The sequence below is a fragment of the Virgibacillus sp. DJP39 genome (assembly GCF_049310925.1).
Classification (GTDB): Bacteria; Bacillota; Bacilli; order Bacillales; family Amphibacillaceae; genus Virgibacillus_F.
In genome coordinates this window covers 18,041-32,830 of record NZ_JBMERP010000009.1, presented here as the reverse complement: position 1 = coordinate 32,830, position 14,790 = coordinate 18,041, and the positions used below count along the sequence as shown (strand labels likewise).

Below are 14,790 nucleotides of genomic sequence, written 5' to 3'. Positions count from 1 at the left end.
TAAATGATATGGAGGAGAAGTAAATGCGAGCAAAAACCAAAATGATTCATGGTGGAATTACAAATGATGAGAAAACAGGTGCAGTCTCTGTCCCGATTTATCAAGTAAGCACGTACAAACAGGACCAAGTTGGTAAGCACAGGGGATTCGAATATTCAAGAACGGGTAACCCAACTCGCCATGCACTCGAAACAGTAATAAGCGAATTAGAAAATGGCAGAGCTGGCTTTGCTTTCGGGTCAGGTATGGCTGCTATCACTTCTGTTATGATGTTATTTGATGCCGATGATCATGTTGTAATGACAGATGATGTATATGGTGGTACGTATCGCTTGATGACAAGTGTGTTGAATCGTTTTAATTTAGATCACACATATGTAGACACAAGCTATCCGGAAAAAGTGGAAGCAGCGATAACGGATAAAACCAAAGCGATTTATGTTGAAACACCAACAAATCCATTGTTAAAAATTACTGATATTAAAAAGATGGCAGAAATTGCGAAAAAGCATGATTTAAAATTGATAGTGGATAACACGTTTGCTACACCATATTGGCAGCTACCAATAGATTTAGGTGCAGATATTGTCCTTCATAGTGCAACCAAGTATATCGGTGGGCATAGTGATGTAGTGGCTGGGGTAGTTGTAGTAAATTCAGATGAATTAGCAAAAGAACTTCACTTTATCCAAAATTCAGTAGGTGGGGTATTAGGACCACAGGACTCTTGGCTGTTAATGCGCGGAATTAAAACATTGGCATTACGAATGGAAGCAACAGAGAGCAATACGAAAAAGATCGTAACTTTTTTGCAAAACCATGACAAGGTGTCAACTATTTATTATCCTGGAATCAAAAGTCATAAAGGACATGACATTGCATCAGAGCAAGCATCAGGCTATGGCGGTATGATATCGTTTGATGTAGGTAGTGGAGAACTGGCTGAAAAGGTTTTAGAAAAAGTAAAATACTTCACTTTAGCAGAAAGTCTTGGAGCAGTTGAGAGTCTTATTTCACTGCCAGCACAAATGACACATGCATCCATTCCCCGGGAAAGACGCTTAGAACTGGGAATAACCGATGGACTAATCCGGATTTCTGTCGGAATTGAAGATAGTGACGATCTGATAGAGGATTTAGAAAAAGCATTACAATAGTAACGAGAAGGGGACAGTCCTCCAACGCTATATAACTTTAACGTAGCGGGGGACTGTTTCCTTATGCTAAGATAAAATCAAAAGCTTGAGGAGGTATTCACGATGAGTGAAAAGGTATTATCGTATCTGACAAATAATAGAGCGGAACTTTTAGAGAGACTTAATCAATTTTTATCTATTCCAAGTATTAGCGCTGCTAATGTACATAAAAAGGATATCAAGCAAGCAGCAGACTTTGTAGAAAACTTTTTAAATGATATTCATTTTGAAAACGTTGAACAAATAGACACTGGGGGACACCCATTAGTTTTTGCAGAATATAATGGAGCAGGACCAGAAGCGCCTACTGTTTTATTTTATGGCCATTATGATGTACAGCCGGTCGATCCAATTGATTTATGGGATAGCGAACCATTTAAGCCTGAAGTACGAAATGGTCGGCTCTACGCACGTGGATCTAGTGATGACAAAGGTCAAGTGTTTATGCACTTGGCTGTCTTTGAGGCTTATATGAATACAGAGGGTAAATTGCCAATTAATGTAAAGGTATGCATTGAGGGTGAGGAAGAAGTAGGTAGTGAAAACTTATACCGTATTCTTCACGAAAAAAGTGATAAATTCGCTGCGGATTTTGCGGTGATTTCTGATTCTGGAATGATTGCCAAGAACCAGCCTACTATACTGTACGGACTTAAAGGATTCACCGGAATAGAGGTCAATGTAAAAGGTCCAGATCATGATTTACATTCTGGAATGTATGGTGGCGCTATAAGAAATCCAATTATGGCATTAAATCATATTTTAGCATCAATGAAAAATGTGGATGAAGTAGTTACTGTAGAGGGATTTTATGATGATGTTGAACCATTGACAGATGAGGAACGAGAACTGATTGATCAAGTTCAGGGGGAAGACTACAGTGAAGCAGCAGGTGTAAAAGAAACTGCATCCGAGAAAGGATACACTGCAAAAGAGCACACAATGGCACGTCCAACATTTGAAATCAATGGAATATCCGGTGGTTATCAGGGAGAAGGCACCAAGACAATTATCCCTTCTTCAGCATCAGCTAAAATCACTTGCCGCCTTGTTCCTGGGCAAGACCCTGACAAGGTTCAGGCGTTACTTGAGGCTCATGTGAATAAGGTTGCTCCGACCGGTGTGACCGTTGAAGTTAAAAAAGAAAAACTTTCAGCAAAAGCATACAAAGTGGAACCAACTAACCCATTGATTCAAAAGGCTGCGAAAAGCTATACGAAAGCTTTCGGAAAGGAAACTGTCTATGTACGAATGGGTGGGTCTATACCAGTCGTTGAGTGGATTGAATCGATCTATAATATTCCGATTGTACTGTTAGGCTTTGGTACGCCAGATGACAGATTGCATTCACCAAATGAAAGTTTTCCTTTGGATAGTTTTGATAAAGGTATTGAGACGTTAGTGCATTACTGGAATGAGATTAAACATTAAGGAACTACATTATGTCCCCGTGTAACTATTTTGCACGGGGATATTTGTAGAGTTTTTTCTAATTGAAAATGGGGTATTAATAGATAATGACATCTAAGGAGGATTTTACATGAAGTATGCGATTATCACTGGAACATCACGAGGACTTGGAGAGTCTATTGCTAAATATTTATTGGAATCAGGGATTCATGTAATTGGTATTGCGCGTACAGATTCAACTGAATTAGCCAATTATGCGAAATCTAACAATGTAACTTTTACTCACTTTACATGCGACTTGAGTAATGTTGTTGAAATTGAAAATACATTTGAGAAAATAAAGAATGAAGTCTTTACTGATAATTTAACAACTCTATACCTCGTTAATAATGCCGCGGTATTGGATCCAATTGATCCTTCAATGATCATTAAAAGTAATGATCTTGCTTATCATATGCAAGTGAACTCTATAGCACCTATGGTTTTAACGAATCTATTTTTAAAAGAATCAACTGAAACTGAAGTAACGATGATAGGTGTTACCATCACTTCGGGTGCAGCAGAACGTCCGATTTATGGTTGGAGTGCTTATTGCAGTTCAAAAGCTAGTATTAACCGATATACTGAGACAGTGGCACTCGAGCAGGAAGAATTAAAAACAGGAAATAAAGTAATTGCTTTTAGTCCTGGTATTATGGACACCGAAATGCAGGAAAAGATTCGTTCAACATCTAAGCAATCATTTATTGATGTAAACACATTTATAGCGTATAAGAAAGACAACAAGCTCAAAGGAACAGATGCTGTCGCAGGAATCCTGGTTGATATCCTTAACGATGAAGGTAGTATTGAAAATGGAAAGATTTATAATGTAAGTGATTACTTTTAACTTTGGAACATCGTGAGGTTGGGTCATCCTAATTCTGACTATACCCATATCCTGGCATGCAAGAAGGATTATACTTTCTGCATGCCTTTTTGCCGCAGTATGAACATAAACAATCAAATTTACATAAAAATATGATAAACTAGTGGGTGCATAAAATTAAATTTACTAAAATACCCTAGATATAATTATTGTTGAAAGGAAGAAGTTAATGATAACGCGAAAAAGTAAACGGGAAATTGAAATGATGCAAGAGGCTGGCAAATTACTCGTTCAAACACATAAAGAAATTGCAAAAATGATAAAACCCGGGATAACCACTATGGAAATTGATACATTCGTCGAAAAGTATTTGGCTAAGCACGTAGCTACTCCTGAACAAAAAGGGTTCAGTGGGTATCCGTATGCCATCTGTGCATCTGTAAACGACGAGATTTGTCATGGCTTCCCAAGAGAAGAAAAACTGGTAGACGGTGATATCGTAACAATTGATATGGTTGTTAATTTAAATGGAGGTTTAGCTGATTCCGCATGGACATATACAGTTGGAAATGTTGATCAAGTTGGCCAAAGGTTGATGGAAGTAACGAGAAAGGCATTATACAAAGGTATAGAAAAAGCCCAGGCTGGCAGTAGGATTGGCGATATCGGCCATGCAATTCAAACATATGCCGAGGATGAAGGATTTTCAGTTGTTCGGGATTTTACCGGTCATGGTATTGGGCCAACTATTCACGAAGAGCCTCACATTCCACACTTTGGTTTACCCGACAAAGGTGTTCGTTTAAAAGAAGGAATGGTCGTGACAATTGAACCTATGATTAACGAGGGCACTTGGAAAAGCAAAATGGATGCTAATAATTGGACTGCACGAACAACAGATGGTGGCCGTTCCGTTCAGTATGAACACACCATTGTCATTACAAAGGATGGCCCGTTACTGATTACCGATCAAGGTGAAGAAAGGTAGCTACCATTTTAGGGGGAGTTCGCTATGAGAATTGTGTCTATTTGTCCGAGTAATACAGAGGTTGTTGCTTATTTAGGTAAAACAGAATTACTGGTTGGAGTAGATAACTTTTCGGATTGGCCGGAAGAAGTAAACCAATTACCACGTGTTGGACCTGACTTATCAATAGATATGGATAAAGTAGCAAAGCTTAAACCTGATCTTGTCTTAGCATCCTTAAGTGTCCCAGGGATGGAAAAAAACATTGAGGCACTGGACAATTATGGTTTACCATATATAATTTTAAACCCCAACACTCTTGAAGAAATCGAATCGGATATCAGAGAAATTGGATCTGCTTTAAACTTCCCTCAATTAGGTTCCGAGATGGCAAAAAAATTCCGCCACGCGATTGATGAATTCCGTTTGAATGCAAAGCATAGATTAGTCCAACCAACGCTTTATTGGGAGTGGTGGCCAAAACCTGTTTTTACTCCGGGTGGTTTAAACTGGCTCACGGAATTAAGCGCGCTTATAGGAGCAACTAATGTATTTGAAGAAGAAAATGTTGCAAGTTTTCAGACCAATTGGGAAACCGTTAGAAAAAAAGACCCAGATCATATATGCATGGTTTGGGTTGGTGTTAAAGAAGAAAAAATGCGACCAGAACTTATAATGAAAAGACCAAATTGGGATCAGATGAAAGCCGTAAAGTCTGGCAACATACATGTCTTGGAAGAGTCACTATATTGTAGGCCTTCTCCAAGATTGCTTGAGGGATTACGTAAGTTAGAAAGTATCATTTCTTAATCAAGGTCAGCCAACCATTGGCTGACCTTTTATGCTGCTTAGAAACTATAAAATTACAGGCTGTGGATAACCATGGTACATAAACAGCCACGTCCAGCTCCAGCGCCCAGAGACTAGCGAGACTTCCCTCGCCTTCGTACGATAAGTCAACATCGGCTTCCTTCCCCAGAGGAGGGCCGACTAAAAGCGGACTTGCCGTCCAACGTCGGCATACCCCTATTGCAGGGGTATGTTTCCTTTATCTCCTGCGGCTCAGTCCAGTCCGTACGTCTCTACCCAGGGCGCTTGCGCTTTTGTTCCTAAACAAATTTCTTTTTAAATTCAAAAAAGTAGTATATACTTATCTAAATTTTCATTTTTGAGGGGGTAGAATAAGATGGCAACAAATTCAATCAGCAAAAGAGAATTATCCCCTTCAATGCAAATGATCCAAAAAGGTATAGCAGTTGGTTTGCCCATTATGCTGGGGTATTTACCAATTGCAATTACATATGGCGTTCTTGCAAGGCAGGCAGGCATGACCCTAACGGAATTAACGTTAATGAGTGTCTTTGTATTTGCAGGTGCGAGCCAATTTATGGCTGTTAATATGATTGCTGCGGGATCGGGTTTTTTAGAAATTGTTATCGCTACTCTGGTATTAAACTTTAGGCATTTTGTTATGAGTTTGTCCTTTATGAACAGACTCCGGGGAATTGGACTAAATGCTAAAGTTCCTTTATCATTGGGGTTGACTGATGAGACGTTTGCAATGTCCTCACTACATCCTACAGAAGCTAAAAAAGAAAAGGGAGTATTGTTTTATACTGCATTAATTCTTACTGCTTATTTTTCATGGATTGTGGGTTCATTTTTAGGGGGAGTATTGGGTGAAGTTATTCCATCTCAACTGAGCCAAAGCATGGGTATTGCATTATATGCTATGTTTGTCGGTTTACTGATTCCTTCTGTCAAAAAGGAGAAAAGAGTTGGATTGATCGCTGTATTTGCAATACTAATCAATGTTCTATTCAGTCAATTTACGAGTGAAGGATGGGCAATAGTAGCAGGTACAGTTATTGGTGCAGCAAGTGGGATTTTCTTGCTTAAGGAGGATCCGAAATGATAATTGCAATTATTATTGGAATGTCTTTAGCGACAATGATTCCCAGAATTATACCAGCCTATATTGTGGATCGAATAAATTTTCCTGATTGGCTTAATCGCTGGTTAAATGCTATTCCTTATGCCGCACTTGGGGCCTTGATCTTTCCAGGTATTTTATTGGTTCGGCCAGAGCATCCACATATTGGAATTATTGGTGGCGTTGTTGCAATCATCCTGGCTTATTTTGGACTGAATATCATTTTGGTAGTAGTAGGTGCTATTGCAACAGTATTCATTATGAGTTTATAACGTTTATTTTTCAATAGAAAGAGGATTTTACTTGGGGGCTCGAGACATGTATTATACAAGAAAAGCAGAGTATGAGGATGCAGAGGCAATAGCTAACATACATATTAATAGTTGGAAAAGTACTTATAAAGAATTGTTAAATGAAAAAGATATATCAAATATAACGTACGAAAATCGATTGGCCTTATGGCAAACCGTTTTGAAATTACAGAAGGAAGATCAATGCACCTATGTAGTTCATAACGAAAAACAAATCGTGGGCTTTGTAAATGGTGGTCCTGAAAGAACAAAACGGTTTAACTTCGATAGTGAAATTTATACAATCTATTTGTTGGACGAATTTCAACGTTTAGGTTTAGGTGTAAAATTATTGCAGGTATTTGCAGAGGACATGAAGTCAAAAGGAAATACATCAATTCTTGTATGGGTGCTAAAACAGAACCCATCAAGCAGGTTTTACGAAAGATGCCTGGCAGAACCTATCGGTGTAGAAGAAACGACCATAGGTGAGGGAACGTATCAGGAGACGGCATATGGTTGGAAAAGTATAGATGATTTGTTAGCAGGTTTAACAAATAAAAGTAGAAGCTAGAAGGTGATTTTATCTTTTAGCTTCTTTTTTTTAGGTAGGTAAGAAAGTGTAAATCCTTTCTTACTGCATAAGTACAACTAAGGATTTCAGCATTAGACTTAACGATGTGTTGTACATTTAATAAGGCTCAATGTGAATGTGTGCGTAGTATATATTATGTTTTTGAGCTAGTAAATTCTCAACGTGAACTGTTATGTCATGGCCTGCTTTAACAGTCAAATCAGGATCCACCAAAATAATTATATCGATAAAGGACTGATTACCGTGGACGCGGCCTTTTATATCCTTGACCTCTTTAACACCATTTACTCTGGCGATGCTTTTTTTTATTTTAAATAAAAACTTTGCATCGAAACCGTCGGTAAGTGCATGTGTTGAATCTTTAAAGATATCCCATGCTGTTTTACATATAATCAAGCCTACAACTAGACCTGCGATAGGATCCAACCAGTACAAACCAAACTGTGCCCCCACTATCCCGACAAATGCTCCTAAACTAACGAAGGCATCCGATTTATTATCCTGTGCAGCTGCGTGGAGACCTGGACTTTCAATCTCTTTTGCTAAGCTTACATTGTATTTGTAGATACCATACATAATCACAGCAGCACCCAGTGCAGTCCAGGCAGTTATAGGGTCCGGTTCAGTTACTTCCCCAAGCCAAAGTTTACGGATTGTATCGTAAATCACTTGAATCCCAACTGAAATCATAATAAAGGCAGCGAACAAAGAAGCTACTGTTTCTGCACGATAATGCCCATAGTGATGATCATTATCTGCTGGTTTTCTGGATATTTTTAAACCAATCAACACGGCTATAGATGCAATAACATCCGTTGAATTATTTAACCCATCTGCTCGTAATGCTTCTGAATTCCCAAAATAGGCTACGATTAGTTTAGTTACAGATAAAATAAGGTAAGCAAAAATGCTAATCCAAGCACCTTTCTCGCCCTTTTTCAAGTTTTCCGAATGTGTCATGAGGGTCCTCCGTTTATGTTCTGGGTTTGAGATCAATTAATAATAGCTATAATAGTCTACCAAAGTAGTGTGTCATGAGTCTAGAGAAACATTCAAGCATGTGGTTATATCTATTGTGGTTAGCTAATTAAGTTTCGCTCGACCAAAACAGGATTTTTTTGAAATAATTATTATTTTTTGTTGCAATTATTCCAAACATTTAGGATAATAGAAAAAAGGAACAAGGGGGCAAGTTCCATGAAAAAACAAAAGATTTTTTATCGATACTGTCGATATGATGGAAAACCACTGAAAGCAAAACGAGAAATTTCGTTTGAATTTAAACTTGTATCCAGACTATTACTAGACGAGCTTTGTTTCCAATGGAATAAAAAACATCTCGAACAAGCAATAAATTATTCTTTGGAAAATGGAGAAAAGGAAGAGTTTCACCGGTTAAGCAAAGCCTACAAACATTTTATATGGGAATAAATTATAAAACTTAGATTAATTGCCTTGCCTTTAGTGGGTAGGGCATTTTTAATGAATTTAATGTGAAAAAGGGGGAAAAGGAATGGAAGAAAACAGTCGTTCAATGATGGAAAGACAAAATCAGGTACTTATTTATATCCTACTATTTTCAATTTTTCTTGGTGTCGGTGCTGAAGTTGTTGTTGGAGCACCAATCATCAACATAGTTTCCATAGGACTTGGAGGTGCAATTTGTCTAGGGGTTATTGGACTATTCCAGTTTAAACGAATATTTATGAAAGCGATTCCTTATATAGCAATTGTTAGCTTAACGAGTATAGCGTTTATCATTATTTTAAGTTCAGATTATGTTACAAATATGCTCTTCACATTTTATGTTTTAGCTGTAGCTGCTATCTCACTCTCTCTAGCAGTTTTAGTAACTGGTGGTGTTTTAGGGTTATCCCTACTCGTTTTTTTTGTAATTGAAAAGGGAGAAGTAATTGGTTTTGATACACGTGCCACAGCCATTACGATTGTATTTTTTATCTTAGTGTTTGTTGTCTTGTTTATCCAGGTACGTGTTGCAAGAAGACTTTTGGAAAGTGCCCAGTCTGCTTTGGCTGAAAGTGAAAGTAAGGGTGAAGAACAGTTAAGGTTAACGCAAACTGTTCAGGCAGGAGCTAATAATGTCAAAACACAAATGTCTATTTTGGAACAGGAAAGCAATTCTAATTCAGAATCATTGCGTGAGATGAGAATTGCATTTCAAGAAATTGCTGCGACAAGCCAATCTCAAGCGGAAACTGCATCCGACATAACAGTGACAACAGATAGTACAAAAAAACTTTTAACAAAAATGTCCAGTTCATTTGTTAAAAGTACTGCTGATGGAGAAGAATTAAAGGAACTATCAATGTCTGGTCAAAAATCAATGGACTCACTGGCAAACATGATGGATGGATTTTATCACTCGTTTGAAGGTTTAAATCATAATATGGAGAATTTGGTAAAGAAAATGCATGAAAACAGTGTGTTTACTTCGAAGATCCAAGAAATTGCCGAACAAACAAATTTGTTGGCATTAAATGCAAGTATTGAAGCAGCAAGAGCTGGAGACTCGGGTAAAGGATTTGCAGTAGTCGCCGGTGAAGTTCGTAAGCTTGCAGAAGTTTCTCAATCAACAGCTAAGCAGATTCGGAAGAACCTTACCATAATAGAATCTGATGCACTAGAAGCCCAATTGCAGGTTAACACCAATAAACAGCAGCTGCATGACAGTACGCAAAACGTATATCAAACAAAGTCAGACTTTGAAAAAATTACAAATCAGTTGATCAATTTTATCAAATATTTAGGTCATTTGGCAAAACAGGCGAAAGAGATTGAAACTTCTTCTGAAACAATAGATGGGGCGATTGATGCTTTGGCAGGTGTTATTGAAGAGACAACTGCGACTATCCAACAACTAGAAGCAGTATTAGATCAGCAGGTTGAGCGTATGACAAAATTAACAAGTGCTATAGAAAATACAAATCAAACTGCAGCTTCCTTAGAAAGTATCTGATAAATTACATCTTATCAAATTATTTAATTACTATTAAAGCTTAACCTGGAAAAGGGGTGTCCAAACGAATGAAAAAGAAAACAGTTTATAGTTGGATGCTATATGATTTCGGAAACTCTGCTTTTTCAACTACTATAATGGCAGCGGTATTGCCTATATTTTACTATGATGTTGCAGCAGCGGGATTAGACCAATCTTTGGCAACTAGTTACTGGGGTTATTCACAATCTATTGCGGTTTTAATTGTTGCCATTATTGCGCCATTTCTTGGTGCAATAAGTGACTATTCAGCTGCTAAGAAAAAGTTTTTACGCTTTTTTGCCTTTATGGGAATAATAGCGAGTGTCTTATTGGGTTTTGTTGGTGAAGGTGATTATATATTTGCATCACTGATATTAATAATAGGAACAATTGGTTTTTCCAGTGCGAATATTTTTTATGACGCATTTTTACCTGAAATAGCTGAGGGAGATGACATAGACAGAATTTCTTCTAATGGATTCGCTTTTGGCTATATTGGCGGAGGTATTTTACTTGCAATCAATTTACTGATGATTTTAAAATATCAATGGTTTGGTATACCAAATGCAACTGTGGCTAGTCAGTTATCATTTGTTTCAGTTGGTATCTGGTGGTTTGTTTTTTCCTTACCACTTCTTAGAAATATTAAAGAAGAAAAAAAGGCACCTGTCAAACGAGACAAATCCTATATTTCAATCGGCTTTACAAGGGTTAGTTCCACTTTTAAAGAAATTAAAAAATACAAGCAATTACTAATCTTTCTCTTAGCTTTTTGGATGTACAACGATGGTATTTCCACGATTATAAAAATGGCGACAATTTATGGGCGAGATATAGGAATAGATAAGAATTCATTAATTGCAGCATTATTAATTACACAGTTTGTTGGTATTCCATTCACTTTTTTATTCGGATGGATTGCAAAAAAAATCACTGCAAAAAAAGCTTTAACGATTACGTTATATTTCTATATTGGGATAGTAATTCTAGGTTACTTCATGACAACAGCATTACACTTTTACTTGTTGGCGGTATGTGTAGGGTTTGTTCAAGGTGGTGCACAATCCTTGAGTAGGTCTATATTTGGTCGTATGGTGCCTGCTGATAAACATGGTGAGTTCTTTGGGTTCTATGGTATATCCTCTAAGTTTGCAGCGATATTTGGACCGTTTCTGTTTGCATTAGTGGGTCAGCTCACTGGATCAAGCCGATTAGGGATTGTCTCCTTGCTTGTCTTTTTTGTAATAGGTATCATTTTGTTACGATTTGTGAATATCGATAAAGGTATTAGCGAAGCAAAAAACAGCACAAAATCTGGAGAAGAAGTTAATGTTACACCGAAATAACAGAAGGGTCAGGATCACGAAAAGTGATCCTGACCTTTCTAAGCAGTTAAGAAAGTATAGTAAATTTCTTTCAGCATAAGTGCAACTAAGGTTTGGCGATAAGCCAAGTTATCAAAGCATAATGCAATAATTATACAATAGGATCGCTGTACTTATTGCTTAAGTTTAATTCTAGAGGCTTCCCAGTGTCATAGGAAAGGTCACCAATCAGGTTACGCAATTGATGTTTTCTTTCATCTGTCGGATTACGCCAAAAAAGTAACACCACGTTCAGTATCTCAATTCCCTCAGCACGACTGTTTTCATATAACTCCATAAATGATTGGGAAGACGGTTCGTTTGTTGCTGGATGGTTCCAAGTAACTTCTTTTTCATTCAAATAATCAATGTCATTATTGATAGGTTGGTGGGAAAAAGAAGATACAAGTGATTTCAGCAATTTATTTTTCCAACCATAAGGATCGGATAATATCTTTAATGCTAATTTCATGTCCCGATAAGACTTCTGTATATAGACGTTAGATTCCTTCACAACTTCTGGATAATGTTTTTTTATAGTGGAATGTAATAATTCTATAATGTCTTTATCCAATGAAAATCCGACATCTATTTCTTTAAAAACATGCGCTTTCCATGTTTTCATATTATGAAATTTTTCCATCATAACTGTATCAATTAATACTTCCAGTTCCTGATGCTTATTACCTTCATAGCCGGCTCTATAATGTATATAGGGATGGGCATTACGATCTAAAATATGATGCGTAGCAAATCCGAACACATATGCTTTTACGTGTGAGTCCATATTTGTTGCAGCAGTGATTAGATCGATTAAGAAATCGCCGCATTTCCTTGTATGAAGTGCTGTACCGATTTCGCCAACTGAATGATCTTTAACCCATGGCCAAAAGTTATGATAAAAAAATGGATCTGGACCTTGTGCACCTAATTTCATATAAGCTTCATGTTGAAAAAAAGGTGTTGGATTATCAATCGTATCAACCACATCCTCACAAAATAGCATATGTGTCCAAATATTTGGCATGATAAAAGTCCCCCTTATACTATTTATTATTTCATATAGTCAATTAATAGCCTTAGATTGTATAGTCAACGAAGAAAATTCAAAATGATTTCTATTACATGTACTTATTTTATAGAATAGGTGCCAAAGATGAAAGTAAATAATGAATGAATTATAGTATAACATGCTAGGTGTACTTTTTTTGTAACATCTTTAACAAGAACAATGCCCAGGTTTTCTAATTACAGAAAAAATTTGTTACAATAGAATATAGAGTCACGTAAGCATTTACATAGGGAGGCAACATAAAATGGACTACCGTATTGAGAAGGACACGCTTGGGGAAATTGAGGTACCTGCAGACAAATTCTGGGGGGCACAAACGCAACGCAGTAAACAGAACTTTCCAATTGGTAATGAAAAAATGCCAGTTGAAGTAATTAAAGCATTTGCTATATTAAAGAAAAGTGCTGCTAAAGCAAACAATGGACTGGGTTTATTGGAACAGAAAAAATTTGAGGCAATTGAATATGCTGCAGATCAAATTTTAAATGATGAACTTAACGAACAATTTCCATTAGTTGTTTGGCAAACTGGAAGTGGAACCCAGTCAAATATGAATGTAAATGAAGTAATAGCATATGTTGGAAACGAGTGGCTAAAGCAAGGAGGCAGTGATGCAAAGTTACATCCTAATGATGATGTAAACAAATCGCAAAGCTCAAATGACACATATCCAACAGGTATGCATATTGCATCTGTATTAAAACTTGAAAATGAAGTTTTACCAGCTACTCGTAAATTAAAGGATTCACTGAAGGTAAAAATGGATACATTTCAGGACATTGTGAAAATTGGTCGTACACACTTACAGGATGCAACTCCATTAACATTAGGACAGGAGTTCAGCGGATGGCACCGCATGCTGGAAAAATCGGAAACCATGATTAACGAAAGCCTTCACCACCTAAAAGAACTAGCGATAGGAGGCACAGCAGTTGGGACCGGTTTAAATGCACATCCAGAGTTTTCTGACAAAGTTTGTAAGGCCATTAATGCGTATACAGGTAACAGTTTTATTTCCGCGCCAAATAAATTTCATGCATTGACAAGCCATGATGAAACAGTTTATGCCCATGGTGCTTTAAAAGCCTTAGCAGCTGATTTAATGAAGATAGCAAATGATGTTCGGTGGTTAGCAAGCGGTCCTCGTTGTGGAATTGGAGAAATTATTATTCCTGCTAACGAACCAGGAAGCTCAATCATGCCGGGAAAAGTTAATCCTACGCAAAGTGAAGCGGTGACAATGGTTGCTGCACAAGTTATGGGAAATGACGCAACAATTGGTTTCGCAGCAAGCCAAGGGAATTTTGAGCTCAATGTATTTAAACCTGTCATAGCTTATAACTTCCTCCAATCCTGTCAGTTGTTAGCAGACAGCATGCTATCGTTTGATGAGCGCTGTGTCCAGGGAATTGAACCAAATCATGAACAAATAGAAAAATACTTGAATGATTCGTTAATGCTCGTAACTGCTTTAAATCCACATATAGGATATGAAAACGCAGCTAAAATAGCTAAAACTGCATTTGAAGATAATGCAACATTAAAAGAAACTGCAGTAAAATTAGGTCTTTTAACAGAAAATCAATTCGATAATTATGTAAATCCTAAAGAAATGACTCATCCAAGATAGGGAGTCAAAAAGGGAAATTAAAAGCGTAACCAAAAGGCCATTACCTCTGTTGTAATGGCCTTTTTTATGCATACAATTTCTTACCTTAATTTCCAACAATTATCAGTGATAAGATTCTTGCTTATGTACACAATATCTATTACAGGAGGTGATATTCATGGCTAGCAACAACTCAAATCAAATCTTAGTGCCTGGCGTAGAACAAGCTCTTGACCAAATGAAATATGAAATAGCTCAAGAATTTGGCGTGCAATTGGGTGCAGATACAGCTTCTCGTGCTAACGGATCCGTTGGTGGGGAAATCACAAAACGTTTAGTTCAAACAGCTCAACAACAACTTAGCGGAAAATAACAACAATAAATAACATGGCTCGCTGGGGAAGCCCTCCAGCTTAAACCAAATAAAGAGGGACTGTCGTTTACGACGTCCCTCTTATTATTTGTATTTTTTTATCCCAAACTCAGTT

At 37.2% G+C, this 14,790-nt stretch carries 15 protein-coding genes; 13 read left to right on the top strand and 2 right to left on the bottom strand.

Going from position 1 to position 14,790, the window contains the following annotated elements:
- Positions 1-23: 23 nt before the first annotated feature.
- The 8 genes from ACOI1D_RS05245 to ACOI1D_RS05210 all read left to right on the top strand — a co-directional run bounded on the left by ACOI1D_RS05245 (position 24) and on the right by ACOI1D_RS05210 (position 7,238).
- Positions 24-1,157, top strand: a complete 1,134-nt coding sequence (locus ACOI1D_RS05245) for a bifunctional cystathionine gamma-lyase/homocysteine desulfhydrase (protein WP_422499783.1) — start codon at positions 24-26, stop codon at positions 1,155-1,157.
- Between the two features lie 102 nt (positions 1,158-1,259).
- Positions 1,260-2,627 (top strand): dipeptidase, encoded by a 1,368-nt coding sequence (locus tag ACOI1D_RS05240; RefSeq protein WP_422499782.1) that lies wholly within the window; start codon positions 1,260-1,262, stop codon positions 2,625-2,627.
- 109 nt (positions 2,628-2,736) lie between these two features.
- Positions 2,737-3,495 carry a (S)-benzoin forming benzil reductase gene (locus ACOI1D_RS05235; RefSeq protein WP_422499781.1) on the top strand — a complete coding sequence of 253 codons (759 nt, stop codon included), beginning with the start codon at positions 2,737-2,739 and terminating at the stop codon, positions 3,493-3,495.
- 208 nt (positions 3,496-3,703) lie between these two features.
- Positions 3,704-4,462, top strand: a complete 759-nt coding sequence (gene map, locus ACOI1D_RS05230; RefSeq protein WP_422499780.1) for a type I methionyl aminopeptidase — start codon at positions 3,704-3,706, stop codon at positions 4,460-4,462.
- Between the two features lie 24 nt (positions 4,463-4,486).
- Positions 4,487-5,251, top strand: a complete 765-nt coding sequence (locus tag ACOI1D_RS05225; RefSeq protein ID WP_422499778.1) for a cobalamin-binding protein — start codon at positions 4,487-4,489, stop codon at positions 5,249-5,251.
- Between the two features lie 376 nt (positions 5,252-5,627).
- Positions 5,628-6,356, top strand: coding sequence for an AzlC family ABC transporter permease (locus ACOI1D_RS05220; protein ID WP_422499776.1), 729 nt, complete (start codon positions 5,628-5,630; stop codon positions 6,354-6,356).
- Positions 6,353-6,646 carry an AzlD domain-containing protein gene (locus ACOI1D_RS05215; RefSeq protein ID WP_422499775.1) on the top strand — a complete coding sequence of 98 codons (294 nt, stop codon included), beginning with the start codon at positions 6,353-6,355 and terminating at the stop codon, positions 6,644-6,646. Before ACOI1D_RS05220 ends, ACOI1D_RS05215 begins: the two co-directional genes overlap by 4 nt.
- 46 nt (positions 6,647-6,692) lie before the next feature.
- Positions 6,693-7,238 carry a GNAT family N-acetyltransferase gene (locus tag ACOI1D_RS05210; protein ID WP_422499773.1) on the top strand — a complete coding sequence of 182 codons (546 nt, stop codon included), beginning with the start codon at positions 6,693-6,695 and terminating at the stop codon, positions 7,236-7,238.
- 117 nt (positions 7,239-7,355) lie between these two features.
- Here the strand turns inward: ACOI1D_RS05210 and ACOI1D_RS05205 are convergent, their stop codons facing one another.
- A complete protein-coding gene (locus ACOI1D_RS05205; RefSeq protein ID WP_422499772.1) occupies positions 7,356-8,219 on the bottom strand; it encodes a cation diffusion facilitator family transporter in 864 nt (287 codons plus the stop codon).
- Between the two features lie 237 nt (positions 8,220-8,456).
- Here ACOI1D_RS05205 and ACOI1D_RS05200 point away from each other — a divergent pair, with 237 nt between their 5' ends.
- The 3 genes from ACOI1D_RS05200 to ACOI1D_RS05190 all read left to right on the top strand — a co-directional run bounded on the left by ACOI1D_RS05200 (position 8,457) and on the right by ACOI1D_RS05190 (position 11,603).
- Positions 8,457-8,690, top strand: a complete 234-nt coding sequence (locus ACOI1D_RS05200; RefSeq protein WP_422499771.1) for an IDEAL domain-containing protein — start codon at positions 8,457-8,459, stop codon at positions 8,688-8,690.
- Positions 8,691-8,772: 82 nt separating this feature from the next.
- Entirely contained in the window at positions 8,773-10,236 is a 1,464-nt protein-coding gene (locus tag ACOI1D_RS05195) for a methyl-accepting chemotaxis protein (protein ID WP_422499770.1), read from the top strand.
- A gap of 68 nt (positions 10,237-10,304) precedes the next feature.
- A complete protein-coding gene (locus ACOI1D_RS05190) occupies positions 10,305-11,603 on the top strand; it encodes an MFS transporter (protein WP_422499769.1) in 1,299 nt (432 codons plus the stop codon).
- Positions 11,604-11,733: 130 nt separating this feature from the next.
- Here ACOI1D_RS05190 and ACOI1D_RS05185 read toward each other — a convergent pair whose 3' ends face one another.
- Positions 11,734-12,648, bottom strand: coding sequence for a zinc dependent phospholipase C family protein (locus ACOI1D_RS05185; protein ID WP_422499768.1), 915 nt, complete (start codon positions 12,646-12,648; stop codon positions 11,734-11,736).
- 289 nt (positions 12,649-12,937) lie between these two features.
- On the opposite strand from ACOI1D_RS05185, the gene fumC reads away from it, so the two are divergent.
- Together fumC and ACOI1D_RS05175 are read left to right on the top strand one after the other, a co-directional pair.
- Positions 12,938-14,323, top strand: a complete 1,386-nt coding sequence (gene fumC, locus ACOI1D_RS05180) for a class II fumarate hydratase (RefSeq protein WP_422499766.1) — start codon at positions 12,938-12,940, stop codon at positions 14,321-14,323.
- 157 nt (positions 14,324-14,480) lie between these two features.
- Positions 14,481-14,675 carry a small, acid-soluble spore protein, alpha/beta type gene (locus tag ACOI1D_RS05175; protein ID WP_422499764.1) on the top strand — a complete coding sequence of 65 codons (195 nt, stop codon included), beginning with the start codon at positions 14,481-14,483 and terminating at the stop codon, positions 14,673-14,675.
- Positions 14,676-14,790 lie beyond the last annotated feature (115 nt).

Excerpts from the sequence above, each read along its gene's own strand:
- ACOI1D_RS05245 (WP_422499783.1), top strand. The coding sequence starts at position 24 with ATGCGAGCAAAAACCAAAATGATTCATGGTGGAATTACAAATGATGAG.
- ACOI1D_RS05240 (WP_422499782.1), top strand. The coding sequence starts at position 1,260 with ATGAGTGAAAAGGTATTATCGTATCTGACAAATAATAGAGCGGAACTT.
- ACOI1D_RS05235 (WP_422499781.1), top strand. The coding sequence starts at position 2,737 with ATGAAGTATGCGATTATCACTGGAACATCACGAGGACTTGGAGAGTCT.
- map (WP_422499780.1), top strand. The coding sequence starts at position 3,704 with ATGATAACGCGAAAAAGTAAACGGGAAATTGAAATGATGCAAGAGGCT.
- ACOI1D_RS05225 (WP_422499778.1), top strand. The coding sequence starts at position 4,487 with ATGAGAATTGTGTCTATTTGTCCGAGTAATACAGAGGTTGTTGCTTAT.
- ACOI1D_RS05220 (WP_422499776.1), top strand. The coding sequence starts at position 5,628 with ATGGCAACAAATTCAATCAGCAAAAGAGAATTATCCCCTTCAATGCAA.
- ACOI1D_RS05215 (WP_422499775.1), top strand. The coding sequence starts at position 6,353 with ATGATAATTGCAATTATTATTGGAATGTCTTTAGCGACAATGATTCCC.
- ACOI1D_RS05210 (WP_422499773.1), top strand. The coding sequence starts at position 6,693 with ATGTATTATACAAGAAAAGCAGAGTATGAGGATGCAGAGGCAATAGCT.
- ACOI1D_RS05205 (WP_422499772.1), bottom strand. The coding sequence starts at position 8,219 with ATGACACATTCGGAAAACTTGAAAAAGGGCGAGAAAGGTGCTTGGATT.
- ACOI1D_RS05200 (WP_422499771.1), top strand. The coding sequence starts at position 8,457 with ATGAAAAAACAAAAGATTTTTTATCGATACTGTCGATATGATGGAAAA.
- ACOI1D_RS05195 (WP_422499770.1), top strand. The coding sequence starts at position 8,773 with ATGGAAGAAAACAGTCGTTCAATGATGGAAAGACAAAATCAGGTACTT.
- ACOI1D_RS05190 (WP_422499769.1), top strand. The coding sequence starts at position 10,305 with ATGAAAAAGAAAACAGTTTATAGTTGGATGCTATATGATTTCGGAAAC.
- ACOI1D_RS05185 (WP_422499768.1), bottom strand. The coding sequence starts at position 12,648 with ATGCCAAATATTTGGACACATATGCTATTTTGTGAGGATGTGGTTGAT.
- fumC (WP_422499766.1), top strand. The coding sequence starts at position 12,938 with ATGGACTACCGTATTGAGAAGGACACGCTTGGGGAAATTGAGGTACCT.
- ACOI1D_RS05175 (WP_422499764.1), top strand. The coding sequence starts at position 14,481 with ATGGCTAGCAACAACTCAAATCAAATCTTAGTGCCTGGCGTAGAACAA.